We start from the raw sequence: 23,900 nt of genomic DNA on the forward strand, positions 1-23,900 counted from the left end.
AGCTACGGATTCTCACGAATGGTGATCGGCGAGCCTGGCATGAACTTGACGCCAGTAAGGCCCGAACGTGCGGCAGCATCACCAGCATCAACACCAGCGCGGCGGAGCACGCCCAGCGCGTCAGCCTGGGCCTTGAGCACCTGCGCTTGCTTTAGCTGATCATCAACCGCCCCAGCCGGCGCCGTAGTGCCATCACTGAACACTGGAGCCGCGGAGGACTTGGCGGCCGCCACCAGAGCATCAAGACGCTGCCCGGACTGCACGCTTTTCGCATACGCAAGGTTTCGCTCGATCTGCGACTTCGAAAGCCCGTATTCCTCCATGGCAACCTCAGGGTCGCCATTCGGGAAGGCCGTGGTGTACTTCAAGGCCGAATCGGCGCGTGCCGCACGGGTAGGTGTCCCAGCATCCGCGAAATTCGCCTGCAAGCCGCGCAACTCAGCAGCCATGGCCGCCGTGATCCCGCCGTGCTTGACAGCCAGGATCGTCCGAGCCAGCGACTCGTGAGCAATCTTGTAGCTGATATCCCGCTCATGCTCAACCATGGCAACCATGTCCGACTCCGAAGCGAGAATCGCATCAGCAGACGACGGATTGTCATGAATGATGCCGAGATAGCCAACCGGTATTGACAGCTCACTAGAGACCATCAACCCAATGGTGCGCATCATCTCCGAATGCGGCTGCATTGAAGCTTGCTGGAGTTGCTTGATGTCCGGGCGAACAAGCTTCTGCTCGTCCTCGTCGAACACGTCAGGCAACGCCCACATGCCGCCAATCAGAGCCTCAAGCGGCGAGATCCGCTTACCGTCCGGACCAGTGAAGTGCGCCTCGTCAGCGCCCAGCAATGCCCGCTGCGGGGCAGAGAAGAACTCGGCAGTGACTTCCTGCCGGAGCATCGTCCGCACACCCTTGTCGATGTAGCCCATCAACGGGCGCGTTACCCTGGACCGGCCAAACGGGCGGGACAGCGACCATCCCCAGATGTAAGGGATGCAGGGAATGAGGCCGGACAAGTTCTCAATTTCGCGCGTGACTATCCAGCCGTTCTGGCCAGAATCCAAGCGCAACGTCTTGCCCGGAACGTACAACAAGGCCGTAGTGGCCGAAACCATCTCAAGAGCCAGTGTCACGCGGTTGGTCCGGGCGTCAACTTCCGCCGTGGCCTCAAGTGCCGTACGGGCTGCAACGATCACTTCAGGCTCGGCAAGATCCGAATCGCCAGGGGTCACAAAGACGAACGCGACAGAATGCTGAAGCGACGACTCAATCGCCATCCGTTCCACAGCGCCCAAGTAGTTGTCCTCGAAAGTCTCATTGACCTCATCCAGGAGCTTTGACGTGCGCGGAAGAGTGAAACCGTCAGGACGAATCCTCGACGCCGGAACCTTGATCCCCTTCGACGCCCAACCAATCGGCGTCTGAAAGTCGATCATGTGCGGCGGAACCGAAAAACCAATCTTTTCCAGACGCTTCTTGTCCTCGACGTACGCCTCCCGCAGCTTGTTACGTGAGGCCTTACGCCGGATAGTCGAAAGCATCCGGTAAAACGCCGTCGACTCCTCAAAAGAGAGCTTCCGAACCACGTCAAGAACAGCCACCAGCGTCACCCCTAACCAACAATTGCGTGTCTCTTCTTCACGGCCCCGGAACGGGGGCGCCTGGCAAACTTGATGGCGCCGAAATGGGCGCACGTAACGGCCACGGTTGGGGCCAAATCGACGTCAAGACTCGTACGGTTCCACTTGAAAGAGCCGGGCCGATTCTTTATCGGATCCTTCGTGGTGTGCTTCGCTGACTCGTTCAGATGCTCCTGGCCGAAATGAGTAACCGCCGGGTGCTTCTCAACAGCCTCATGCAGCATCGCGCATGCCTGGGTGTACTCGCTCGCCTGCAGAATGAACACCTTCATTCCCTTTTTCTTCAGGTGCGCCTCAAGCAGGTCACGCGCTGGCGAGAAAGCATCAATGACCACGGGAATTCGGCGCTTACACCGCTCCCAAAGCCACTCCACGAGAGCCGACGTGCCAGCCTCATCAAACGGAGCATCCGCGGCCAACTCGAGGTGGATATTCTCGCCATCCGCGAACGTCGAAACCCCGATCGAAACCTTCGTGCGCTCCGGGTTCATGTCGACCCCGTACGCGGCGACAGGCCACTCAGGATCCGGATGGTCAATCTTCCGGTCATCCCACTTCGTGAAAGCAACCTGGCCTGCTTCGGAAGGCGTCGGCCACATGTTCAGCCGCTCGCGCGCGAACGACCTCGCCGACTGCCGGAAGTGCTCGCCCTCCACCGTGCGCAGCTTGATACGACCACCAAGAGCAGGATTCGACTGAGCCCAGTTGGCCCGGTCAGCGACAAAGACGCGCAGTTCAGCCTCGTCCATCTTGTCGACGTCGCCAACAGCAGAGTGCTCAACCCAAGCCGAGCGCTTGTCAGCACCAGTCACCGCGGCGTTACGGACGCGAACGAAAGGCTCGCCACGCTCGCTCAAATCCCGCGGCGGGGTGCCCATGTAGATGATGATCGGATCGCCAGACGGAGAAGCGGAAACAGTCGGCTCAAGAGCCTCCTGCTCGTCCTCTTCGTACTCCTGGGCCTCGTCAACGACAAGGACATCGAAGGAGCTACCTCGGCCGGCGCCGCCAGTGCGGGCGCCCAGCTCGATCAATCCGCCGTTGTGAAGCTCAATGGCCTCCTGGCCGTTCGTCTTGCGGATCTCCTTGACCAGAGCATTCAGCTCCGGGAATCTCGCACTCGGGTCGTTGACCTTAGTGCCAAAGAAAAACATAAGGCGCTTGAACGCCTTGCGGGCCGAGCCGAGAAGGTGCGAGGTGTGCAAGATCTTCAAGCCAAGCGCCACCATCAGGTACAGCTCGACGATCTCCAGAGCGCCGTTCTTGCCGTTCTGGCGAGGAACACTCAGGCCCCAAGTTGAGGCAAGCCAGCCAGCCTCATCAGTGCGCAGCCAGGCGCGCACAACCTCGGACTGCCAAGGATCAGCAACGAACTGATATCCCTCGGCGAACTCGATCGCTCTCTCAGCATGCTCAACGCTGTACCCACGAGGCGACGGCGCCGTATTGAAGCGTGCGACCTGCGAACCGATCAGCACACTGCACCACCTACGCCTTTTGCTTTTGCATCAACCTCTGCAGTGGAGAGACATTGGCCGGAAGATCTGCCGGCGCCGGCTTTGGGCTCGCTTTGGCCGCCGCATCTGCAGGGGTGAGCTTCGCGAGAATGCCCGCGAAGGCAGTCGCCTGCTGGCGGGCCTCGGAAAATACGTTCTGGAACTTGACCTCGACGTTGTACTCGCCGTCCTCACCGGACTCCATGTCCAGCCGGAACTGCATGAGGTTCAGGACGCCCTTGCCCTGAATGATGTTGTCGAGCTCGTCCAAACGGTCAGCCAGCCGAGCAGCCTCAAGCACAAGCGCATTCCGCGGAACATCTTGAGTGGCCATCGCCTCCCAGATAGACAAGCCACGCTCACCAAGGCCAGCAGGAACATCCACCGCGGACCTCCTAGAAGTTTGGGGCCGAGCCGTCCGCGAGGGCATTTTGAATGGGGTCAAAATGCCCTACAAGCAAACGGCCCGGCGGCTAGAAAGGCGGCCGAGGGAGGCCCGCCGGCCCCACGAGCCAGCTCGGGGGGATATTTTCGCTAATGCCTGGGGTGCGAACGGGAGGCCGCCGGGGAGGGGTCCTCCCCCATACCCCGATATGGGGTTCTGGGATACGAGTTTTCGTATCTGGGGTTATCCACAGGTCACCATTTCCGGCTGGTTTTGAGTGGTTTGGCTGCCATGACTGTTGTTGCTTTGGGTGCAGCGCGTTTGCCTTTGGATTGGTTGCACCGCCTGCATATGACGATGACGTTTGATAGTTCGTCTCGTCCGCCTTTGGCATGCGGGATGATGTGGTCTGCTTCGGCACTGCATGGCGTGAGCCCGACGTCGTAGTCGAGCGTGACACCGCAGTGAGGGCATTGCGTCTGGCCATTGGCTCGGGCCAGCTTCTTGGCTTGGCGTGAGATGCGCTTCCATGTGGCTGTGCCTGTGCGTGAGGTAGCGATGACTACCTCCTAAAGCTTGTCCCTGGTTGTGCTTCCGGTTTGCCTGAGACGGTGGCCGGTATGGACTGCCTTGGCTTGCGGGTCGCGGGACGAATGTTGATTTGCTTCCCGACGTTCCAAGGTCTTAGCCCCGTACCAATTCCGCGTCGCCATCTCTTGGGCTCGGCATCACATGTTCTTGGGGATGGTGTTTCCGGTGCGGCGGCAGGTGGGCGCCTTGGCGGGTGGAGAGAGCAAACACCCGGCTCCTACCTTGGTTCGCTTGCCGTTCGTGAAGCGGGGCGTGACTTTGACCGCCGCTACCGGAAAGGGGGAATGGCTGGATTCGAACCAGCGACCTCTGTCTTGTTCTGTATGCGCACACCCAGTGCTCTAACCATCTGAGCTACATTCCCTTGTGGCCCGCGCTCATGGGGGTTTGCGCGGGCCGGACGCTGCCTCTCGGCTGTGCCTCGATTCGGGGAGCCATTGTGGTTCCCGTGGGCTGGCAGGAATCGAACCTGACGCTATTTCGACCGGCCGCATGTTCCAGCGGTCAAGGCCAGCTAACTCGTTCAGCCCTCCCGCAGCTCATGTTCTGCGGGCTATTCAGTTGTTGGTTCTTGTGCCAGGCCCGGGCTTGGCGCGCCTCGCCCGGGTCCAGCGTTGCAACGGTCACCAGCCGTTGCTCTTGCTTCCCGGTTCCCCGGGGAAGTGTGTGTGGCCTTCTGCTTCTCAGCGATGGCGTTGCGCTTGACCCTGCGCGGGAGATAGTGACCTCCGAAGTGGAAAGATTCGGGCACTAAAAAAGCCGAAGCGCTTGTGGCGATCCGGCTTTGCGTGGTTGTCAGTGGATACACTTCTAACCCGGGATTTACCCTATCAAAGTTTGACGCGTCGTTCACGCATTTGTTGTGCGACACGAAATACGTCTCCTGGGTAGTAGATTCTTCGTGCTTTGTCGTCGGTTGCGACTCGGTCGAATACGTATTTGAGGTGGCCGAGTTTCACCCAGTTTTTGAAGTCGGCCATTTTGACCGCGACTTTGGTTTTGGAGCGGAGGTAGTCGATTGCTTCCCGGGGTGGGAGTGGTTCGCCGTTTGCTTCTTTGATGCGTTCCTTGATCTCGGCGTGGTCGATTACCTCCTCTTCGGGGCCGCTGACGAGTAGTTCGGCTTTGGTGATCCAGTCTCGGATGAGCCATGCGATCCCGGCGGCCCGTTCGTCGCGCGCGTAGTCCTTGGCGTAACGGCCGACGCTCTTGAGGTTTTGTTGCAGCTGGAGGGCGTCGAGGTTGATGGGTGCAGCGCTGCCGGGTTTGCCACCGGCGTTCCATCCTGCGTTTGCGGGCCGGACGTGGTCGAGTTTGGCGATGGTGACCCCAAGAGTTTCGATAAGGACGTCCACTTTGTCGAGCCAGGCTTGCAGGTCTCGGACACAGTGGGTGCAGAGGTAGGTGTCTGTGTGGTTGAGGCAATCCTCTGTGGTGCACTCATGGCTCATCGGCTGCCTCCTGCTTCGAGTTTTTGGATTTGCATGCGGAATCCGGTGGTGACTTTGACGGGTGTTCTTGGGTCGATGTTGTGGTTGAGGGCGTTTTGGGCGAATGCGAAGACGTCGCCGACGGTCATGCCGGTTTTCTTGTCGTCGGCGGCGTGTTCGATCTTGATGTTGCTCATGGCTGCTCCTGGGTGATGGTGATGTCGAGTCCGCTTAGGTTGTCGGCCCAGACTTTGCGGATGTTCCAGTGGACGATTCGGGCGTCGTCTTTGATGACTTTGGATTTGGTGAGGGCGTCGCCTACTGCGCGCTGCAACTTATCCAAATCGGGGGTGCCGGCGGGCGCGTCCGGGTACTTGGTTGAGCGGGGCTTGGGTAGCCGGATCTCGCCGCTTATCGATACTGGCCCGTCGATGGTCGCCCAGTGCATCCCGGCGGCGGCTCGCGCTGCGCCTTCGACCGCGGCGCGCCATGCTGGCAGCTTCTCGTCCATCTCGACCAGGACGATCTTCCGTCCACGCTTGAACGCCTTCTTGCTGCCTTGACTGGCGGGGAGACCGTAGGCGACGACACGCAGCGAGGTCATCGTCCGCCCCACTTTCGCCGGTCCCGCAGGAGGGTTGGATCGTGTGGCTTGTTTGGCGGTGGGATCAACTCGTAGTCCTTCTGGAACTGCTCCACGACGGGGAAGATCGAGTTGAAGAACTGCATGTAGACGTCCAGGACAGGCTGTAGTGCCTTCCCGATCATCTTGAAGGCGTGGTTCGAGGACCGTTCGTGCCGGTGGCATGCTTCGATGGCCCGAAACTGGTCCGGGAATGTCACCCGGACTTCGCAGGGTTCGCAGGTGTACGTCCAGCGGGCCTTGCCTTCTTTTCGGATCATGGTGTTCATTCGCTGTCCTCGATGCCTCGTTGGTTGATGGCTGATTTGGCGGCCTCGATCATTCCGCGTTGCACGATCGAAGTTGTTTGCGGGCTGTTGTCTATGTAGAGCGAATCCGCGAGTTTCCCGTCGTCTTGGTGGATCACTGCCCGCCTGAGAATGACGACGTCGGTGATGAGGTCGCCGTCGAACGGTTCCTCGAGCTCGACGTCGTTGCCGTCGATGGAGATCTTCGGCGCCATGGTCAGAACTTCTTTCCGTGCATGTGCTGGCGGCTGGTGTTGTAGGCGAGCTTCTCTTGGATGATTTGGCCGAGATCGAATCCGTTCGAGCCGGCGAAGTCGAAGCATCGGATGACGATGTCGGCGAGCTCGGACGGGACGCCTTCCGGCTTCTTGATGAGGCTGAGGTCACCGCCGCTGTAGTAGGTCTCGTTCGCGGGCCGGCCGCCGCGGATCTCTTCGAGGGCTTCGGCGGCCTCGCTGACGATGAGCATGAGGCGGTTGCCGTTGTAGATGGCGAGCTCGGCGGCGTCGGTTGGCTCGTTGTCGTGGAAGCCTTTGTCTTCGGAGTTCTGCCAGCACACGGCCTGAAGTGTGCCGAGTGAGGTCACGGTGGTGTCGCTGATTGTTGCCATGGTCAGGCCTGCTTTCGTTTTTCGTCGGGAATGACTGAAGCCGCCCCGGTCGGGACGGCTTCGTGGTTTTTTCGTTCGATGATTCGTTGGACTAGGGCTTGGCCTTCTGGGTCTGCGAACATTGCGGCCCGGCGTTCGGCGTCTTCGGCTGATGTGAGCCCGTTACAGCCGCCGTCGCATTCGCGCATGTCGCCGTAGACGTAGTAGCAGCCCTCGCATGGTTGCGGCTCGGGCGGCCCGCAGCGGTGGCAGCCGCCGCATGGTTCGCCAAGCGATGGCCAGCAATAGCCGGGGCTCACGATGCTTGCCGCTCATCGATGCGCTGGGCGTTCGCCTTGACGGCTTCGAGGCTTTTGGTGACGTGCTTGAACGGGTCGAGCGCTCGTTGCGCTTCACTGATCGTTTCGTCGATGTTCCGGCGGACGTCGGCGGCGATTGAGCGGCTACGGGCCAGGTCGAGTATGCCGTCGGCTATGTCCTGATCGGTGACGTCTTTGCTGTTGAGGTACGGCACCCCTGACCGGTAGTCGTACTTGCCGTGCTCGACGAGGTTCACGATCGCGTTGATCCGCTGAATGTTCGGGCTGATGTGCCCTACCGCCCCGCTGAGCCTCAGTTCTTGCTCTCGCTCCTCGGCGCGCTCGGCGCGCCGCTTGTAGGCATCGCGGTCGTACTCGGCGCGCTTGACGACGCCTTCAAGCCTTCCGACCATGTAGGCGGCGAGCCGGGACAGGGCTGGGGACATGTCGCCGTCAGGGGTGAGTTTGGGCGCTTCCCGAAGGATGGTCATCGAGCGGGTACGTCGGCCTGACGGTGGGGCCATGACGCCCCAGAGGTCGGGGATCGTGAGCCCTTCGACTAGTGCGGGGTCGGCGACGACGAGGTACCAGCGGGTGCAGTACCGCATCCAAGGGTCGGCCTTCGTTGGGTCAGCAAGTTCGGCCATGACGTCGGAGCGGGTCACTTTGATTTCGTGCCCAATGAGCGTGTTTGCCTTCGCTCCTGCGATGGATATGGGTGCGACGAGCAGGTCGGCCCGCCGGCGCCCGCCGGGCGCTCCGATCTCGGGCATGAAGAGATGCCCCATTGCGCGGCCGTCTGGGTTGTAGTGCTGGCGTAGGAGCTCGGTCATGCTGTGGGCGGTATGCGTCACTTCCGTCACTGGGTGTCCTCGCTTTCAATGACTGAAGCCGCCTCTTCTGAGACGGCTTCGTAGTGTTTTCCGATGTGGGTTTGTGGGCGGATCCCGGCTTTGACGTCCGCCCAGCATGATCTGCAGGTGTGGGCGTCTTGGCCGATGTGGTCTTCACACGGCGGCGGCTTGGGTAGCTGGCGACGGGCGGCTTCCGGCCAATGCGGCCCCGGGTGGAAGATCGGCGCCGGCGTCAGGCACGTGGCTTCCATGGCCTTGGTGGTCGCGGCGATGGTCAGGGCGCCCAGGCTTGGGACGTCGCGGTGCTTGTCGATGAGTGACACCAGCGAGGCGACGGGCCAGTCTGGTCGGATCTCGTGGAGCAGGTAGGCGACGGCCCGTTTTTGCTGGTCTGTGATGATCAAATTGGGATTCCTTTCAAGCCAAAACGTCGCCTGACTTTCGCCGCTGGTTGCCGCCGATTTTCTGGGCTCTGGTGAGTTAAGAAACAGACTTGGGTGGCACTTTTAGGTGTAGGTGTGAAGGTGTAGGTGTTAGGTGCAGGTGTTACCGATGCCTTTCGTGAAGGCATCCACAAACCCTTTTCGAACCTCCGATGAAACCCTTTCTGGAAGGGTTTCCCGAACCCTTTACCGATGGGTTTATGCAGCCTCGCCGGATACCATTTCGCGAGGGTTTATGGACCGTCCCGCCATGGCATCCTTCAAGGCTCCCCAGCTCGTCCATTCCGGGTTCTCAGCCTGCAACCGGTGGAGCTCATGGACGACGACGCCGCGGATCGTCCTGGACGCCACCGACGCGTAAGCCTTTGCGACTGCGGCGCCCATGTTCCGTTGCTTCAGTAGTCCGTCGCTGCGCATGAATGATCGGACCAGCACTTCTTCGGTGTCGTCGTCGGTCACGATGTAGACCTGATCGATGAGCTCCTGCGCGGCAGCTTCGAGGACACCAAGGGTGAGTCCGACAGCTTTCGGGACGATGCGCTTGAGCCGCCAGTCCACGACACCGCAGTGGCTAAGATCAGCATGCGTACTCAAATGGATGAACAACCATTGAGCCATTGGGGACAGGTCAAGGAAGTCATCATCAACCCAGATGCTCACCTTGATCTGCCCGTATTGCCTGGCCATTGATTCGTCCTTTCTCAGCTGGAAGGCAGCTGCTTGGGCCCATCCCCGATAAGATCCGGGCATGGATTTGATTGTTTGTGGGGATGCTCTTTGGATTTCTTGCGGCACCTGGACGCAGCTGTGGAGCGGAACTATAGGCGCGCTCACAAGCGCGATACTCGCTGCGGGCGTGGCGCTCTTGGTCGTCTGGTTGACGAACAAGCATCAGAGCAAGTTGGCGGCGAGAGCCGTCGCCGCCCAGAAAGAGATCGCCGCCGATGCTCTCCGGGATCAGATGAAAAGGGCCGATGAGGCCCACGCTGCCCAAGAAGCATCCATGCGCGTCCAGTTGGACCACGCAGACAGGTCTGAGAAAATCCGCAACACTTTTGAGCTGATCAAATACCTTGAAGAGCCGCAGCATCTGGAAGCGCGGCGCACCATGGGCCCCCTGGCCAAGAAGGAGTTCGCAGACTGGACAGACGAAGAAAGAAACGCCGGTGAGATGGTCAGCGGAATGTGGGAGGTCGGGGCGACTATACACAGCATCGAGGCTTTGCCAGACTCGTTTCTCAGTTCGCTTTACGGCGGTGCCATAGTCCGCCATTGGAACTTGCTTCGTCCTCTCGTGATGGAGATCCGGGCACGATCCGGAGAAAACGATCAGCGTCAGAAGTTCGAGCATCTTGCGGTTCAGCTGGGCCGCAGTGGTCTGGCATGTGAGGTCCTTTCGCGTGACGAGGTCGAGGAATGAATAGGTTCTTGAGATTGGCCTTGGCATGGGTCGCTTTCCTGGTCCTCGCCTGGTGGACGACAGCGCATGGGTTTCGCTTTGACCAGGTAATTCCGGACCCGTTCATCGGGTTCACGAGAGGGCAGTGGGCTATCCTGCTCAGCGGTTTTACTGGGGCTGGGTTGAGCGCGGGGATCGCGTTCATTGCTTTCAAACGGACACTTGTTGTGCAGCGACGCCAGTTCGCTGCACAGGCCCAGTCCGATGAGGACCGGCTTGAGCAACAGCTCAGAGCGCAACGGAACCAGTTTGATGAGCAACTAGCCGCCCAAGAGGAAGCCCTGCGTGAGCAGCTCGACGCGAACTCTGATGAGGCCAGCCGGGGTCGAGCTCTTGCAGCGGCTGCTGACGCAGTGGCTGCCCTCGAGCGAGTGACCGAGGAATACACAGACCCCCAGGCTTTGACGATGGCGCGGCAGTACTCGGTCGCGATCATCAGATGGACATTTGAGCTACCAGATGAGCCGCTTCGGACCGAGCTCAGGCTGTGGCGGACGATTGTGCGCGATGCCGTCTTCGAGGCGAGCCAAGAGCATCGGAACATGCGCCCCGCCACTGGTTCCCCTCAGCGGCTAGAAGCACTGGCTGAGGAATTCCAAGAAGCTGTTGTCGCATGGGAGGCAGGACGAAGCCTTGACAAGGACCTTGACGTCACTCGTATGCTCACCGAGGCCCGCACCAAGTACGTAGACAGCAAGATCCGAGCCCAAAAGTTGGGCGGTTAGCGCTTGGTCAGGGGCGTTCGGCATGAGGGAAATACTTCCGCCACGCCTGCCGGGCTTCGGCTGGCTCATCATCGATGAGGACAAGACCCGGAGGGTTCTCGAGGTACTCGATGGCTCGCTTGAGTAGCTCGACATTGTCGCTGAACTTCCCGATGCCCTGGTTGCACCGTGAGCAAAGCAGTCCCCGCCATTCGCCCGTGAGGTGGTCGTGGTCTTTGTTGAGCTTTCGGACGACGCCGTTGCGCCTTTCGCGTTCCGGCTGACGGCAGATGTCGCAGACGGTCCGATCGAGCATAATGCGCCGGTTATCTTCGATCGTGTCATGAAGCGCGCGGCGCGTTTTGGCTCGGCATGGGTCGCAGTGTGATCGCCAGACATGACTTCCGGCGCGCCGGGTAGCGTTTTCTTCGGTGAGTTCGTCACCACACTTCGAACAATGCGTGACGACGGCTCGTCGGGTTCGTTTGTTAGCTTCCATAGGCGCTCCTTCGTGTCTGTATTCATGCTGCCACCAAGCTCTCCGCGCAAATCGTCCCTATGTCGCGTGCCGCGGGCGGGGTTACCGCGTTGCCAGCCTGCAATGTCCGCTCGGTCTTGGTGCCGAGGATCGTGTAATCGCGGGGGAAGTCCATTCCCCACATCTGTTCGTGCGGCTGGATCATCCGGAACAGTGCATCGTCGATCAACGGGTCTGTGTACTGGACAAGCGTGTGGTGATTTCCGCCGCCCGTGATTGTGTCTAGCGGCTTGTCCAATGTCTTGGCAACCCCGTGCTTGCGCAGGGGCACGATCAGGGCGTGCCGGTCCCGGCCGGTGAAAGTCGAGAATGGGACGTCGGTGCGACGTGACCCACCCTCGCCGTAGTACTCGATCAGGAAGTTGTCGGCCGCCTGATGGAGTTGGAGCCCGGCGCTGATACGGGACAGCGTGTTTGCTGCCAGAGGCTTTGCACGGTCTCCGATGCGCTTGCCCGTCAACGTCCAGTCAATTGCGTCAGCGGCTGGCCTCACAGCGGGCTCAACGATCTGGTTGCGGCATGACGCGTGCGGGCACCTCCAGCTGTACTGCTGGCGGTACTTTCCGACTGGGCGAAGCGGATTTTTCCACGCCTGGATGCACTGAACCCTGCCATGAGTCTGGCACTCACCGTAGGGCCGGAGACGGTCGAAATCAGGCTGGCGATTGCCATTCTTCCAGAACACGATGTAGACGCGGTCACGTGACTGCGGAGCGCCGGGGCCGAATGCTTGGGCGTGCATCGAGTTCATGGAGATGATGCGGTGCTCGTAGCCGAGGTCGTGCATGGACTGCAACCACCCTCGGAACGGTCGCCAAGCAGTTACCTCAACAACGTTTTCCGTCATGATGATCTCGTAGTCGTGGACCTCTGCGAAGCGCGGAATGTCGTACATTGTCGCTCGCGAGCGTTGGGCGGCCTCATCAGGGATCCCCTCGCCAAAAAGGGCGTTCTGCCCCTCCCACTGTTCGCGCTTCACACCCTTCGCGCCGGTGAAGTTCGTGCACTCGGGGGATCCCCAGAGCATGGTCGTCCGGGGTGTGAATTCCGGACGGATGTGAGAAATGTCCGCGCAAGCGTGGTCGGTGTCCGGGTGGTTGTAGGCGTGGGACTCGATGGCGCGCTGCCAGTGGTTCAATGCCAGCTTGACGACAACGCCAGGGATACTAGCCAGTCCGGTACTTGAGCCGCCGGCGCCACAGAAAAAGTCAGATACGGTGATTTCGGTCATTGGGTGTCCTCCTGTGCAAGCTGGTGCTTGACGTTTCGGTGATTGGTGGCTGGGTTTCGAGTTCGTGAGGGCCCAGCAGCTCGAAAATGTCTGTCTGGCCTTCCAAGATCTCGTCCACGGTCAGCCGCCGGTGCTGTGTCGGTAGCCGCGGCCGACAGCTGGCACGGCGGGTGCTTCGATGACGATGACGTGCATGGCGCCGCCGGATCCTGGGACTCGGCGGCCGTCGGCGATGCATGCCCGTGGCGGCCCGACGATCGTCGCGTTGTGCCGGTGAGCGACGCTGGGCAGATCACCGATGGCCTGGGAGATCAGCTCGGCATCAGTCGTGGCGGTCCCTGTGCCTTCGATGACTGGCCAGACGCCGCGGAAGGTGTGCGTCGGAACGGTCGCTGGCTTCTTGCGGGCGCTCATTGAGGCATCCGAACGGGCATGATCAGGTACTTGAGTGCCTTCTCGTCGCCTGCAGCCACGCCTTCAGGGGTGAACAGGAACGGCTTTGGCAGTGATGTGTACGAGATCCGCACCTTGTCCGTGGTGATCTGCTGCAGCGACTCGATGAGGTACTTCGGGTTCATCGCAAACCGGATGGGATCTACCGCCCCCGCGACGCAGCCGCCAGCGGCTGTTGGGCTCTTGGACGGTCCGAACAGGCCGTAGTCGAACGTGACCTGTGCGCCGTCCTTGGAAAGGTCAACGCAGCATGGGGAGTATTCCGTGTTCATGGTCAGAGCAACTTTCGCGGCCTCGATGAGGACGGCGCGGTCAACTTCGAACGCCCCTGTCACCTCGGCTGGGAACAAAGACCTGATCTTCGGGTAGTCTCCATCGACCGCCAATGACGTGTAAGTGGTCGTCTCAGTGACGATCGAGACGTGCCTTTCGCGGATCCCGATCGAGACGCTCTCGCCGGTGATGAACCGATCGATTGCCTTGATCGCGGGTCGGCTCAGCAAGAAGGACGCTTCGCCCTTGCCAGTTCCGCTCACATAGTCATTCGCCAGGCGGTAACGGTCCGTGGCGAGCAGCTCGATTCCACCGTCCAGCATGTTGACCTGCACGGATTGAAGCAGTGGAAGCGTGTCATCTGCTGATGCGGCGACGCTTGCCCTGCGCAGTGAGGCTCGGAGCTCAGCGGCAGGCAGCATGGATTCGACGCTGGGGGCGGCGTTGGGGATTTCCGGGTACTCAGAGAAATTCGCCGTCTCGGTGTGGAGTTCGTACCCGCAGGATGAAACCGTGATCTTGGCGACGTCCAGGCTGACAGTGGCCGTCGCCGTCTTGGTTTTGCCTGAAGTGGTGCGGATGGCGTCCAACAGCCAGCGCCAAGATACGAGGAAAGGGTCGCCGGAACCCTCGGCGCTCATTACGCCCGTTACGGCCGACGTCTCGAAGTTATATCCGGACAGGGTGAGCTTTGCCGGGTTGATGACAATGCAGTTCAGGATGGGCATTGACTTCTTGCCGGCCATTGCTGGCGTGAGTCGGTTCAATGCGGCGATCCAGTCCTTAGCTGGCGCGGTGATTACTTGCAGGCTGCTCATTATTTGCTCCTCGAATTTGGGTACTAAAAAGGCCCCGGTTGCGGGGCCTTTGGTTTGGCTTGGTTGGCTCGTTCGATGTTGTAGATGGCTTCTTGGCTGGTGGGGTCCCGGTATGCGGTGACGGCCCCGTTGTTGGCTGTTTGCGCCGCGGTGGCGAGCCAGTCGCCCCAGTGGCACTCGCACGTCCTGGACCGGGCACAGCCGTACGGACTCCAGCAGCAGCCGCGGCTACAGGGCGTCATGCAGCGCCCTTATTGGCGAGCTCCAGCAGGACGTCAGCGTGGCAGGGCTGATCGAGCGGGCACCAGCACGCGAGGTCCTTTCCGGCCAATGTGGAGCGGATCTCTTCGACTCTCGAGCTCCGCTTCCAATCGCATGGCCATTCGCCGCCGGTCACATAAGCCCGGTAGCAGAGGATGGTCTCGCTTAGGGTCATGTACCGGACATCGACCCTCGTGATCTTGCCGCCTGGGTGATGGAAGTCGTGCCGTGTCCCTGCCGCGCTGATCCGGCCCTCGTATTCCCATAGCTTGTCGGGGTTGTGGATCGCCGGTTCGCGGGCAAGGCCTGAGCGGTCGTTCAGGCGGAACGGGTTGCCCCACTTCGAGCCGCGGCCGACGTAGACGGCACCTTCCGGCATCCGCCAGCCCTTCGAGCGCTTCCGCTGTACTCGTATCGGACTCATGCGGCATCGGCCCGGTGTGTGATTTGTTCTCGGATTTTGGCTGGTTGGAACCCGGACCACACGACGTCGCCGTCGATGGTCGATGCAATGACGACGGGCATTTGGCGGATGCCGAGCATCTCGGTGACGTAGTGGAAGGCGGTCGAGTCTTCCTCGACGTTGACGGCGGTGTAATTGACGTGGTCGCGGTCAAGCAGCGCCTTGGTCATATCGCACCAGCGGCAGTCGTTCTTGGTGTAGACGACGACTGCGACGCCGTCTCGTGCCTGGATCCGGGCTGTGAGGTCAATTGCTTCGGTGGTCATAGGTTCCTTCGGGTGTGTGGCGCGGCGCCCGGCAGGGGTTCCGGGCGCCGCGGGCATGAAAAAGGCCCTCAGCGGGGCCTTGCGTTTTTGTAGTACAGGTGTGCGGTTATCCCCAGCCGCCGGATGTGTCGGGGGCGGCGCCCCATCCTTGGTCGGCTGGAGCTGTGGTCGGGACGTCGTTGGCGGGTGCTTGGTGCCAGCGGAAGTCTTTGCCGATCGCCTCGATTCGCAGCTGGTCTGCACGGCGCTTGTTGCCGTCCCGGTCCTCCCACGCATTGGTTTCGAGCTCGCCGTAGAGGATGACGTTGTCACCCTTCTTGAGATGGTTGGCGACGTTGTCAGCGAGCAGCATCTTGCCTTGGTTCCAAGCGCGGCAGTCCCAGAACTTGCCTGGCTTGTTCTCCCAGTCGTTCTTGTCCCGGTTGAACTTTCGCGGGTTGGTGACGACGGTTAGCTTGGCGACGGCCGATCCGTTGTCGAGATACTTCAGTTCGGGTTCCTCGTGGACCTTGCCGATGACGGTCACGAACGTCTCGTTGGCCATCTAGGCAACCTGCCCATCTTCGATGATGATCCCGCGGCCGTCGCCGTCACCAACCATTTCGATCCACACTTGGAAGTCGTGCTTGCGGGCGATCGATTCGACTAACGCCAGGTTGTCCGAGTCGAGCAACGAGCCGTCAGCGATGCGGATGACCCGCAGCTTCGGGTTGAGCGCGATCGCCATGGCCAGGGAGACGCGCAACTGTTCGGCGCCGGATGCCTGCTTGAACGGCACGCCACGGTAGGTAACGCCCGTGTCATCGAAGCCGAGGTCATCGATCGGGAAGACTGCTGCAGCGAGCCCATCGGCCTTCTGCTTGTCGATGGCTTCGAGTTTCGCGCTCAGCTCTATGGCTTCAGCCTCGCGCTCATTGAGTTCGTCGCTGGCGCGGATCCAAGACTCGAACAGTCGGACGTCGGCGTTGGTCTGCTCTGCGTTGTCCAGCTGCGTCTGGATTGCTTCGAGATCAACCTTCGCAGGCGCCGTGGCTAGACGTTCTTGAGCGAGCTTGAGTTGGCTCTCTGCATCAGCGAGTTCGCGCTTGACTCGCTCGACTTTGTCGGCCCATCCGTCACGGGCGGTACGAGCAACGTCGATCTGGTGGTTGAGGGTCTGGCCGTCCCGGAACTCCTTCAGCAGGTCAGTCACGCTGACGGGCTCAAGGTCGGCCATTTCCTTCGTGACCGGGATTGCGGCCGCTGCAGCCTTCGCGTTCTTCAGCTCGCGGTTGACCTCAGTGCGTTCATCGAAGAGCTCTTTGCGCTCGGCGGCCAGCTTGTCCGGGTCGAACGGCAGCTTCACGAGGGCCAGCAGGGTGGCGAGTTGGTCCTTGTCGGAGAGCTGCGTGAATGCCAGCGGGTCGAGGGAAAGCCTGCCGAGCATGTCATCAAGCTTCGCCTGGCCCTTCGGGTACACGGCGCCATCGCGGGACTTGACGAGAAGGGTCGGTCCGGAGGCGGTGAATTTCCGGGTGACGATGAGGTCTTCGGTTTCGAGGACGATCTCGGCGCGGTCCTCGCCGTCACGGATCGGCTTCGGCGTGGTCTTCCCGTTCACCCCACCCAGTGCCGCGGTGATGCTGTCGAGGATGGACGTCTTGCCCTGCCCATTCTTCCCGGCGACGATGACGAGGTTGCCGTCCGGATCCGGCACGATCTCAACTGCCTTCAGCCTTTTATAGTTGGTGGACTCGAGGCGGATAATCTTGCTCATTCGGCGGGTTCCTTCGCAGTGGTGTTGACGTAGTCGATGAAGTGTTGCGGCGCGTTGTTCTCGGTGAGCCACACGAGATAGCCGGCGACTGTGCCCTCAGCGATCGCCTTGGCCGTATTGGCCTTGACGCCGTCAGGGATAGTGAGGTCAGCCTGTTGCGGGGCATCATCGATTAGCGGCTGTACGGTGAAAGTTCGACGTGATCCGCGAGCAACCGTGATGGGCACGTTCAAGGGCTTGTTGCCGATGTGCGACAGGTGAGAGATCCGAATTCCGCCCGGCACCTCTTTGCCGAACCTGACTGTTGGATCTTTGAAGAGCGTGACCCTCCGGCCAACCCACACAGAGGCTTCATCACCCCATGCGTTCATCAGGACGCGCAGCATGCCAAGCGGCGGACGCCAAGCGCGGCCTTCACCTTCAACGAGTTCGATGTCGTACTTCTGCTCGGCCGCCCCGGGCTTCACCCCGGCGACGGTGAAGGTTCGGGGGCCTCCGGTGAAGTCGTCAGCGTTCCATTGGTCTGAGCGCGGCTCTGCCGTGATTTTCATAGCTTCAACTCCAGTTCTAGGTAGTGGTCGATGCGCTCGGTCATCGGCAGGCCTTCGACGGCGGCCAGGTAGCGGGAAGTGATGTCTTCCGCGTTGGTTTCGAGGATCTTGACCGTTTCGACAATGGCTTGCTGCCACCGGTCGTCTGGTTCGACGCGCTTGGTATAGAGGGGCATCCCACCGCAGTAGGACACGTAGTCGATCCATTCCCTGCCGGATACAAGCAGGCCAGTCTGAAGCTGGGCCATGTTCTCTGCTGGCACTTCGTCTTCGAGGATGGTCTTGAGCTGGATTTTCTGTTTCCGGGACTTGATCTCAATCAGACCGTTCTCGCCAACGAGCCCGTCTGGTGAGTAGCCGATGCGGAATCCCCAGTCGTCGCGGATCATGAAGCCAATCTCTGTGACTGGAGCAAAGTGCTCGGCGTAGATGCTCCGGGCGTAGGGCTCGTCCAGGGCGCCGCGTTCCATGTCTCTTGAAACCTGCATTGGCTCGACATGCCCTGTGATGCGTTCGGCTACGAGCGTGGCAGTGAGGCCACGTGACGTGTCGCTGTTGCTGTCTGCGGCGATCACCCGATCCATCCCGCGTGCGGCTGCTGCCCGCGCTGGGTGGAGTGTTTTGAGTGGTCCTGGTGAGCGCTTCCCGGTGCAAGGGTCAGCGACAAATGCGCCACATTCCGGGCAGTCAGTTTCTATCGCTGATGGCTGGCGTGAAGTCACAAGCTGGCCGACGACAGACGCGGTCGCAATCCCACATCGTGCGGCTAGCCACTCGTCGGACCCTTGCTCAAGGTTTCTGAATACTTGCAGGCTCATGCGTGTGCTCTTCTCTTTTTTGGGGCATGAAAAAGGCCCCTCGTGGGGGGCCGTTGTTATCTGGTGCAGCCGCAGCGGCTGGCTGCGTCGGTTTTCTCATCGTGGTTGACGGCGCTGCACCGGTCAGTGTGGTGGTGACCGCACTTAGGGCAGTACGGGTTACCCACCGGATGCCCTTTCCGTCGCGGCACGGAGGAAGCGGACAATGATGTCCCGCTCGGCCAGGCTCAGGCCCGTCTCTGTTGCCGCAATGAGCTCTTCAAGGGCCTCCCGCACGTTCCCGTAACCGTTCGCGGCCAGCGCCTCTGCGATCTTCGTTGCTTGCGTTTCGTACGGGAGCGTATCCCCTGGCATCTGGTAACTGCCCTTGCGAAGTTCCAGACGGATCGCCTCGGCCATAGACGCGCTCATTGCCCATCCTTGGGGTTGAAGATGTCTTCGAGCTGGGCCGGTGGCATGGCGCGGAACTTCGCGATCAGCCTGTAGTTGCGTTCCGGGTCGAGACCGTAGTTCGGTAATTCGATCGGGCGGGTTGCGGTAGAGATCGTCACGGTCGCCGCAGCTTCCTTGTTGGCGGCGATGATGACGCGCCGCGCTTCCATGACTGTGATGTTGTGCTCGCGGGCCGTCTTGAACACTTCTGCCGGCACCGGGTTCGTCACCGGGTTTCGGGCCATCAACTCGGCGGTCATGGCATTTCCTCGGCCGTGGCCTGAACGGTGTGCTGGATGAGTGACTCGGGCACGGTGACGACGGCTTCCGGGGTCAAGGGTTCGAACGCGGCCGCCGGGACGCGGATCCGCACCTTGACGACGACACAGCCAGGCTCCAAGACGGCCGGCTTGCGCTGAGTCGACTTGATCACTCGCAGCGGTCGGTTCCAAACACCTTCTGTACGGCGCAGTTGCAGGTAGGTGTCCGCCTCGATGTAGCCGCTCATCGCACTTCCCAAATGATGTGATGGCGACCTGGGAGAACGTGCGGGATCAGGTCAGCGAGTCGGCGCGTCAGTGTCCAACGGTTGGCGCGGCGGGGTGTGGGGGTCATTAGAATCCGTATTCCTTTCGGGCAGCGTCCGCATCATCAGCGGCGCGGGTGTCACGCTCGGCGTCGAGCAGGTCGTAATCAATGTCTTCCGGTTCCTCAAGCAACCGGTCATGCCGCATGGCGGCCGGGATCATGGTCGCGGCGCCGAAGATGGACGCCACAAGGACAAGAAACTGAAGACCGTTCATGGGGTTCCTTCTCTCTTCGTTTTGCGGGCCCATGTTCGGGTCACGCCGTGCTTGCGGGATTTGCTGGTCGAGGTCTGGTAGCCGACGGCTTGGATCAGACCTTCTTTGCGGGCGGTCGCGAGAGCCTTGCCCGGCCAGTTCTTGTGTGCCGGGGGCCGCATTTCACGGCGCAGGTCGTCGGCTGAGAACACCTCATGCGCGAGGGAGATCGCGTCGATCGTCGCGACGGCGTCCTCAATCCAGTTGTTGTCCTCAAGGACCGCGGCCTTCATGCGCACATCACAGAAAACTCAGTCCGGAGGGTGTGGACATCGGTGTACTCGTCGTAGGCCTTCATGACGCCGCGTCAACAATCTCGGCGACGCGGTAGGCGAAGTCGATCCCGATGTCAGCGCAATCCCGCGTGGACTCTTCCGCGAAAGCCTGGGCAGCCTCCCGCTCGTCCGCGCCGAATGACCTGACGAACTGCCCGGACCTGCCGCCAACGACGGCGTAGCCGATCACGACGGGTGTCCGGTAGCCAGCGAAGAGGATCGCTCCGGCTACCTTCCTGAGTTCCGGTTCCGCTTCAAGGGTCCAGTTGACCTGCGACCTGATCACGTAAAGCAGGGCGTGGAGATCCGGGTTTGCTTCCTTCTCAGCCTTGATGGCTCGTGCGGTCTGGATCAACTGATCTAGGGCGTTATCTAGGGCGTTCATGCTGCCAACCGCCTGGCCGCATTGGCCTCGTTCTGGGCGGCATGTTCAGCGAGCACGTTCTCGACGGCGGTTTCGCCGGTGGGATCTTGGTGCAGGAGAAAGAAGACGTCGAGGTCGACCGGGCCGCGCTCGTCGTGCAGCTTCTGCATGCGGCGAGCGGTCTTCTTCATCTCGGAAAATGTGGCGGTGATGCCGTGCTTCTTGTTGTAGTTGGCGAGTTTGGACAGGTAATCAGTGTTTTTGGGCATGACAAATAGACCCTTCTTCTCGCAAAGAACACGAGAGTGATGGTTAGTTCATGGGAAGTGCCCAGATGTGGGCGAAGGGTGCCAGAGAGTGGCGAGACCGGCTAAGCGGCGATGCGAGCGGTTAGGCTCGGGGTGATTCTGCTGGGAGGGAGTCGATCCACTCCGCGAGGTCTTCGTGTCGGATGACGCCTTTTGAGTTGGCGTATCGTGCGGCCAGGTTGCCGTCGGTAACTTGCTGGCGGATGGTGCGTTCGCTGTATCCGGTCATTTCGGCGGCTTCAACGAATGTGTAGCTGATCTTCTGTGCCATTGCCTAGGCCGCGCTTCCTGTGAGGGTGGCCGGCAGGAGTGTTGATGGGGGGACGTCTATGGCCCCCGCGATCTTTCCGAATTCTAGGAAGGTGAGGCTTCGTCCGCCGGTGAGGCTTCGGCGTAGTGTCGGGTATGAGATTCCCGTTGCGTCGGATAGGGCTCGGACGTTGGTTCCCTTGACGATCAGGGCGTTGGTGATGCGGTGCGCGATTTCGGCGTCTGTGGCGTGGTTTGAGCCACCTTGGGGAGTAGTCATAAAACTACTGTAAGTACTCGTTCGAGTAATCGCAAGTATCCGAACGAGTAATCTCACGGATGTAATTCAAGTACCCATCTCACTACATGAGTAGTCGGATGCCTTGCAAATCGACCCGAACGGATACTAAAGTTTCTCATATGGCTACTTATGGAGAGCGTTTAGAAGCGGCGCTCGCAAAACAGATCACTGTTGAGCTGGCAGAACGCGGCATGACACAGAAGGACCTGGCCGAGGCGGTAGGCATCGGGCGGCCCGCAATGAACCACTACATCAAGGGTCACAAGTCGATGCCGATGCCTACCTTCTTCAAGGTTGCCGAGGCGCTTGGGCTTACTGCTCAGGTTCTGATGGAGCGGGCTGAGGCTCGACTCTCCTAATGAGCGTCGACGCAAGTATGCCAGCCATGGCCGCGCAGTCGCCTAGATCCTTTACCGTCCGGATCGCCACCGTTACGCCATGAAGTGATACGCCCGCCATCATTGATGCTCCCCATTTTTTCGAAGATATGTTCTAGTCAAGACCATAGTCGATGCATCCGACAAAGCGCATACACGACGACTCTGAAAGTTTCCTGAGGCCACTTTCGCTGGGGCCAATCTACCCCATATGGGGTAGGAGCTTTTAATCTCGTCTCTGATGTCCAAGATTGCCCCGAAGGGAGCTGTATCGTAACGCGCTTCTAGTCCATATGGACTTATCTACGCCATATGGGGTAGAATCGCGCCCCTCAAGGATTCAGGCCCGAGGGGGCTTTACGATCATGTCTATGCCCACAGGTAAACAGCCGGAAGCCGGCCCGTTCGCGCGCGCCATTTCGGCTGAGATCCGCGAATCTATGGCACGTCAGCGGGTAAGCGGCCCTATGCTAGCCGGGCGGACGGGCATCTCGCAGAGCTACTTGTCGCGGCGGTTACTGGACAAGGTCGCATTCACGGCCAACGACATCGAGGCGATCTGCAAGGCCCTCGGCGAAGATATCCTGGCGCTCATCGCGGCGGCCGTCGAGGCCGCTGGACTTTCCACCGAGACTCCCCCGGACAGCGAGTAGCCCTGCAAGCCTCATAAACGCAGAAAAGCGCCCCTACCGAATCGAGTCGCTAGGGGCGCTTTCGGCTACTAGACCTTCGGAGCTTCAAGCAGGAGCTGGGACATCTTTTCCAGCGCCCCAGTGAGGCGCTTGATGTCTACCTTCGTCCGATAGTCCTTGCTCATCTGTATCGTGCTGTGGCCGACGATGTCCTTGATGGTGTCCCAGTCGACGCCGGCGGCGTGGAGCAGGTCGACGGTTGTGTGACGGGCGCCGTGAAGCACGACGTCGTCTGGCAGTCCAGCTTCGGCCAGCAGGTTCGCCCATTCGTCCGTTGCGCGGTCAGGGTCCCAGGGGCTCCCCCGGTCTAGGAAGATGAGCCCGTCGCCGCGGCCCTGCATGTGGAGCGCGAGAATCGACTTGAGAGGTTCCACGAGTGGGACGATTCGCCAGCCTGAGTCTGACTTGGGGCGGGTCAGGTAGAGCGTCCCTTGCAGATGCCGATACTCATAGTCCGCCGGCGCTTTGCTAATGTTCGTGATTCGCTGGAGCTGCCACGAGAGGTCAAGGCTGTCGCCATTGACTCGGTCACGTTCGATGCCGAGGACTTCGCCGCGGCGCGCCCCGGTCAGCAGGTAAGTGGCCCAGAGCGCCCGATCGTCGCGTGTCGTGAGGAATGCGAGCAGCTCAATTGCCTGGTCGAGGTCGAGAGCTTTCTGTGTCTTCTTGGCCTTCGCAGGCGGGTCCACCATTTCGCAGACATTCCGAGTTGCCTTGCCTTCCCGCATTGCCGTTTTGAGCGCCGACGAGAGGACAGCGTGAGCCTTGATGGCGGTGTCCGGCCCGACCATGACAGTTCCCTCGGGCCAGTCCTTCGGATCTGTTCCACGCAGCTTGAGGCTCTTCGGCGTGGCGGCGATGGCTTTGAACATGCCGCGCACATGGTCGGCTGTGAGAGCGTCGATTTTGTGGTTGCCGAGAATCGGGATGAGGTATCCGCGAGTCGTCGAAGTGTAGGCGGCATAGGATGACGGCCGGATCTCGTTAGGGACGATGTCGTCGATCCACCGCTCCAGCCAAGTTCCGAGCCTGAGGCCCGACGTCGGCAAATCCCCGAGTTTGCTGAGTTCCCTCTTGGCCTTGGTCATCTCGGCCATGGCTTGCTTCTTGTCTTTTCGCCGGATGACCTTCTGTCGACGTTTCCCGCCGTGCGATGGTAGCTCGATCCTTACCGTCCAAAACCCTCTCGAGTCTTTGAACAGCGCGCCCTCGCCCTTGCCACGTGTTTTCTTTTTTGGGGGCTTGGGATCTGCTTGCGCCGCCGGACTGGCCGCCGCGGCTACCATGCCGCCACCATGGCCGTGTGCGCGGCGTCGCGAGCCGCCTGGGCGGCCTTCAGTTGTGCCGAGTACTCACGAGCGCTCACGGTCTTGTCAGGGTGATCGATCAGGAATAGCAGCCAGCTCCGGGCGACCTCATACGCCCCTCGTTTTACCTCGAACTCTGCTGGCATTTCCTGTCCCCTTTTCGTGAATCAAGCCGGTGTACTCATTGGTGTACTCATAACTATGCCGGAATAGTCCGGCACGCGCCACCAAAATTGGCTAGATTCCGCTATTTTTCAGTGTCGAGTGACGTCCCAAGCCTCTCACAGTTTCACTCGTAATGAAAAGGTCATCAGTTCGATTCTGATAGGAAGCTCGAAAAGCCCCGCCATTCCACGGATTTGGCGGGGCTTATTTTTTGCTCCGAGGTCCGGGCCCTCAGGCCGTTGGCCGGAGCGTTTTGGCGTTGGGTGCTCGATGAAATCCAGGCCGCAGACGTTCGAGCAAACGTCCCTCGGAAGCGCTG

At 60.6% G+C, this 23,900-nt stretch carries 38 protein-coding genes, 1 tRNA gene and 1 pseudogene; 4 read left to right on the forward strand and 36 right to left on the reverse strand.

Going from position 1 to position 23,900, the window contains the following annotated elements; all coding sequences use genetic code 11:
• Nucleotides 1-2: 2 nt before the first annotated feature.
• From AC1DJB_RS18655 to AC1DJB_RS18720, 14 genes are all read right to left on the reverse strand, one after another.
• Nucleotides 3-1,601, reverse strand: coding sequence for a hypothetical protein (locus AC1DJB_RS18655; protein ID WP_476910659.1), 1,599 nt, complete (start codon nt 1,599-1,601; stop codon nt 3-5).
• 11 nt (nt 1,602-1,612) lie between these two features.
• Nucleotides 1,613-3,118, reverse strand: coding sequence for a hypothetical protein (locus tag AC1DJB_RS18660; protein WP_476910660.1), 1,506 nt, complete (start codon nt 3,116-3,118; stop codon nt 1,613-1,615).
• A 10-nt stretch (nt 3,119-3,128) separates the two neighbouring features.
• Entirely contained in the window at nt 3,129-3,521 is a 393-nt protein-coding gene (locus AC1DJB_RS18665) for a hypothetical protein (RefSeq protein ID WP_476910661.1), read from the reverse strand.
• Between the two features lie 254 nt (nt 3,522-3,775).
• Nucleotides 3,776-4,081 carry an HNH endonuclease gene (locus tag AC1DJB_RS18670; RefSeq protein WP_476910692.1) on the reverse strand — a complete coding sequence of 102 codons (306 nt, stop codon included), beginning with the start codon at nt 4,079-4,081 and terminating at the stop codon, nt 3,776-3,778.
• Nucleotides 4,082-4,391: 310 nt separating this feature from the next.
• A tRNA-OTHER gene (locus tag AC1DJB_RS18675) sits at nt 4,392-4,476 on the reverse strand.
• Between the two features lie 466 nt (nt 4,477-4,942).
• On the reverse strand, nt 4,943-5,563 hold the full coding sequence (locus tag AC1DJB_RS18680; RefSeq protein ID WP_476910662.1) for a hypothetical protein: 621 nt from the start codon (nt 5,561-5,563) through the stop codon (nt 4,943-4,945).
• Nucleotides 5,560-5,739, reverse strand: a complete 180-nt coding sequence (locus AC1DJB_RS18685; protein ID WP_476910663.1) for a hypothetical protein — start codon at nt 5,737-5,739, stop codon at nt 5,560-5,562. The genes AC1DJB_RS18680 and AC1DJB_RS18685 overlap by 4 nt, the downstream gene beginning before the upstream one ends.
• The gene (locus tag AC1DJB_RS18690) at nt 5,736-6,146 is read right to left on the reverse strand and encodes a RusA family crossover junction endodeoxyribonuclease (protein WP_476910664.1); all 411 of its coding nucleotides are present in this window, start codon (nt 6,144-6,146) and stop codon (nt 5,736-5,738) included. Before AC1DJB_RS18690 ends, AC1DJB_RS18685 begins: the two co-directional genes overlap by 4 nt.
• Nucleotides 6,143-6,454, reverse strand: coding sequence for a hypothetical protein (locus AC1DJB_RS18695; RefSeq protein WP_476910665.1), 312 nt, complete (start codon nt 6,452-6,454; stop codon nt 6,143-6,145). The genes AC1DJB_RS18690 and AC1DJB_RS18695 overlap by 4 nt, the downstream gene beginning before the upstream one ends.
• Entirely contained in the window at nt 6,451-6,687 is a 237-nt protein-coding gene (locus tag AC1DJB_RS18700) for a hypothetical protein (RefSeq protein ID WP_476910666.1), read from the reverse strand. Before AC1DJB_RS18700 ends, AC1DJB_RS18695 begins: the two co-directional genes overlap by 4 nt.
• Before the next feature lie 2 nt (nt 6,688-6,689).
• On the reverse strand, nt 6,690-7,082 hold the full coding sequence (locus tag AC1DJB_RS18705; protein WP_476910667.1) for a hypothetical protein: 393 nt from the start codon (nt 7,080-7,082) through the stop codon (nt 6,690-6,692).
• A gap of 295 nt (nt 7,083-7,377) precedes the next feature.
• Entirely contained in the window at nt 7,378-8,244 is an 867-nt protein-coding gene (locus AC1DJB_RS18710) for a hypothetical protein (RefSeq protein ID WP_476910668.1), read from the reverse strand.
• Nucleotides 8,241-8,639, reverse strand: coding sequence for a hypothetical protein (locus tag AC1DJB_RS18715; RefSeq protein ID WP_476910669.1), 399 nt, complete (start codon nt 8,637-8,639; stop codon nt 8,241-8,243). Before AC1DJB_RS18715 ends, AC1DJB_RS18710 begins: the two co-directional genes overlap by 4 nt.
• Nucleotides 8,640-8,876: 237 nt before the next feature.
• Nucleotides 8,877-9,365 carry a hypothetical protein gene (locus tag AC1DJB_RS18720; RefSeq protein WP_476910670.1) on the reverse strand — a complete coding sequence of 163 codons (489 nt, stop codon included), beginning with the start codon at nt 9,363-9,365 and terminating at the stop codon, nt 8,877-8,879.
• A gap of 61 nt (nt 9,366-9,426) precedes the next feature.
• On the opposite strand from AC1DJB_RS18720, the gene AC1DJB_RS18725 reads away from it, so the two are divergent.
• On the forward strand, nt 9,427-10,098 hold the full coding sequence (locus AC1DJB_RS18725; RefSeq protein ID WP_476910671.1) for a DUF4760 domain-containing protein: 672 nt from the start codon (nt 9,427-9,429) through the stop codon (nt 10,096-10,098).
• Nucleotides 10,095-10,862: a hypothetical protein gene (locus AC1DJB_RS18730; protein ID WP_476910672.1), complete on the forward strand. Its 768-nt coding sequence runs from the start codon at nt 10,095-10,097 to the stop codon at nt 10,860-10,862. Before AC1DJB_RS18725 ends, AC1DJB_RS18730 begins: the two co-directional genes overlap by 4 nt.
• A gap of 7 nt (nt 10,863-10,869) precedes the next feature.
• On the opposite strand, the gene AC1DJB_RS18735 is transcribed toward AC1DJB_RS18730, so the two are convergent.
• The 20 genes and pseudogenes from AC1DJB_RS18735 to AC1DJB_RS18830 form a co-directional block, all read right to left on the reverse strand.
• Nucleotides 10,870-11,157 (reverse strand): endonuclease domain-containing protein, encoded by a 288-nt coding sequence (locus AC1DJB_RS18735; protein ID WP_476910673.1) that lies wholly within the window; start codon nt 11,155-11,157, stop codon nt 10,870-10,872.
• A gap of 205 nt (nt 11,158-11,362) precedes the next feature.
• Complete coding sequence (locus tag AC1DJB_RS18740) at nt 11,363-12,610, reverse strand: DNA cytosine methyltransferase (protein WP_476910674.1); 1,248 nt, start codon at nt 12,608-12,610, stop codon at nt 11,363-11,365.
• Nucleotides 12,611-12,730: 120 nt separating this feature from the next.
• Complete coding sequence (locus AC1DJB_RS18745; RefSeq protein ID WP_476910675.1) at nt 12,731-13,024, reverse strand: hypothetical protein; 294 nt, start codon at nt 13,022-13,024, stop codon at nt 12,731-12,733.
• Complete coding sequence (locus AC1DJB_RS18750) at nt 13,021-14,154, reverse strand: DNA polymerase III subunit beta (RefSeq protein WP_476910676.1); 1,134 nt, start codon at nt 14,152-14,154, stop codon at nt 13,021-13,023. Before AC1DJB_RS18750 ends, AC1DJB_RS18745 begins: the two co-directional genes overlap by 4 nt.
• A gap of 238 nt (nt 14,155-14,392) precedes the next feature.
• Nucleotides 14,393-14,839, reverse strand: coding sequence for a DUF4326 domain-containing protein (locus AC1DJB_RS18755; RefSeq protein WP_476910677.1), 447 nt, complete (start codon nt 14,837-14,839; stop codon nt 14,393-14,395).
• Entirely contained in the window at nt 14,836-15,144 is a 309-nt protein-coding gene (locus AC1DJB_RS18760; protein WP_476910678.1) for a glutaredoxin family protein, read from the reverse strand. Before AC1DJB_RS18760 ends, AC1DJB_RS18755 begins: the two co-directional genes overlap by 4 nt.
• A gap of 106 nt (nt 15,145-15,250) precedes the next feature.
• Entirely contained in the window at nt 15,251-15,688 is a 438-nt protein-coding gene (gene ssb / locus AC1DJB_RS18765) for a single-stranded DNA-binding protein (protein ID WP_476910679.1), read from the reverse strand.
• Nucleotides 15,689-16,900 carry an AAA family ATPase gene (locus AC1DJB_RS18770; RefSeq protein ID WP_476910680.1) on the reverse strand — a complete coding sequence of 404 codons (1,212 nt, stop codon included), beginning with the start codon at nt 16,898-16,900 and terminating at the stop codon, nt 15,689-15,691.
• Nucleotides 16,897-17,451: a hypothetical protein gene (locus AC1DJB_RS18775; protein ID WP_269997297.1), complete on the reverse strand. Its 555-nt coding sequence runs from the start codon at nt 17,449-17,451 to the stop codon at nt 16,897-16,899. Before AC1DJB_RS18775 ends, AC1DJB_RS18770 begins: the two co-directional genes overlap by 4 nt.
• Complete coding sequence (locus tag AC1DJB_RS18780; RefSeq protein WP_476910693.1) at nt 17,448-18,026, reverse strand: YqaJ viral recombinase family protein; 579 nt, start codon at nt 18,024-18,026, stop codon at nt 17,448-17,450. The genes AC1DJB_RS18775 and AC1DJB_RS18780 overlap by 4 nt, the downstream gene beginning before the upstream one ends.
• An 18-nt stretch (nt 18,027-18,044) precedes the next feature.
• Nucleotides 18,045-18,269: pseudogene (locus AC1DJB_RS18785) on the reverse strand (zinc finger domain-containing protein); the annotation flags it as partial.
• A 159-nt stretch (nt 18,270-18,428) separates the two neighbouring features.
• The gene (locus tag AC1DJB_RS18790) at nt 18,429-18,680 is read right to left on the reverse strand and encodes a hypothetical protein (RefSeq protein WP_476910681.1); all 252 of its coding nucleotides are present in this window, start codon (nt 18,678-18,680) and stop codon (nt 18,429-18,431) included.
• On the reverse strand, nt 18,677-18,961 hold the full coding sequence (locus tag AC1DJB_RS18795) for a hypothetical protein (RefSeq protein WP_476910682.1): 285 nt from the start codon (nt 18,959-18,961) through the stop codon (nt 18,677-18,679). Before AC1DJB_RS18795 ends, AC1DJB_RS18790 begins: the two co-directional genes overlap by 4 nt.
• Nucleotides 18,958-19,209, reverse strand: coding sequence for a hypothetical protein (locus AC1DJB_RS18800; protein WP_269997292.1), 252 nt, complete (start codon nt 19,207-19,209; stop codon nt 18,958-18,960). Before AC1DJB_RS18800 ends, AC1DJB_RS18795 begins: the two co-directional genes overlap by 4 nt.
• A 106-nt stretch (nt 19,210-19,315) precedes the next feature.
• Nucleotides 19,316-19,504 (reverse strand): hypothetical protein, encoded by a 189-nt coding sequence (locus AC1DJB_RS18805; protein WP_476910683.1) that lies wholly within the window; start codon nt 19,502-19,504, stop codon nt 19,316-19,318.
• A complete protein-coding gene (locus tag AC1DJB_RS18810) occupies nt 19,501-19,776 on the reverse strand; it encodes a hypothetical protein (RefSeq protein WP_476910684.1) in 276 nt (91 codons plus the stop codon). Before AC1DJB_RS18810 ends, AC1DJB_RS18805 begins: the two co-directional genes overlap by 4 nt.
• Before the next feature lie 61 nt (nt 19,777-19,837).
• Nucleotides 19,838-20,203, reverse strand: coding sequence for a hypothetical protein (locus tag AC1DJB_RS18815; RefSeq protein ID WP_476910685.1), 366 nt, complete (start codon nt 20,201-20,203; stop codon nt 19,838-19,840).
• On the reverse strand, nt 20,200-20,451 hold the full coding sequence (locus AC1DJB_RS18820) for a hypothetical protein (RefSeq protein ID WP_476910686.1): 252 nt from the start codon (nt 20,449-20,451) through the stop codon (nt 20,200-20,202). The genes AC1DJB_RS18815 and AC1DJB_RS18820 overlap by 4 nt, the downstream gene beginning before the upstream one ends.
• Nucleotides 20,452-20,572: 121 nt before the next feature.
• Nucleotides 20,573-20,761, reverse strand: coding sequence for a helix-turn-helix domain-containing protein (locus tag AC1DJB_RS18825; protein ID WP_269997280.1), 189 nt, complete (start codon nt 20,759-20,761; stop codon nt 20,573-20,575).
• A gap of 3 nt (nt 20,762-20,764) precedes the next feature.
• Entirely contained in the window at nt 20,765-21,019 is a 255-nt protein-coding gene (locus tag AC1DJB_RS18830) for a hypothetical protein (RefSeq protein WP_476910687.1), read from the reverse strand.
• A 140-nt stretch (nt 21,020-21,159) separates the two neighbouring features.
• On the opposite strand from AC1DJB_RS18830, the gene AC1DJB_RS18835 reads away from it, so the two are divergent.
• Entirely contained in the window at nt 21,160-21,399 is a 240-nt protein-coding gene (locus AC1DJB_RS18835) for a helix-turn-helix domain-containing protein (RefSeq protein ID WP_269997278.1), read from the forward strand.
• Between the two features lie 389 nt (nt 21,400-21,788).
• Nucleotides 21,789-22,070, forward strand: coding sequence for a helix-turn-helix domain-containing protein (locus AC1DJB_RS18840; protein ID WP_476910688.1), 282 nt, complete (start codon nt 21,789-21,791; stop codon nt 22,068-22,070).
• Nucleotides 22,071-22,138: 68 nt separating this feature from the next.
• On the opposite strand, the gene AC1DJB_RS18845 is transcribed toward AC1DJB_RS18840, so the two are convergent.
• Nucleotides 22,139-23,206 (reverse strand): tyrosine-type recombinase/integrase, encoded by a 1,068-nt coding sequence (locus tag AC1DJB_RS18845; protein ID WP_476910689.1) that lies wholly within the window; start codon nt 23,204-23,206, stop codon nt 22,139-22,141.
• A 182-nt stretch (nt 23,207-23,388) separates the two neighbouring features.
• Nucleotides 23,389-23,562: a hypothetical protein gene (locus tag AC1DJB_RS18850; protein ID WP_269997274.1), complete on the reverse strand. Its 174-nt coding sequence runs from the start codon at nt 23,560-23,562 to the stop codon at nt 23,389-23,391.
• Nucleotides 23,563-23,900: the final 338 nt, after the last annotated feature.

It is taken from the genome of Arthrobacter sp. 01T428 (assembly GCF_056398685.1).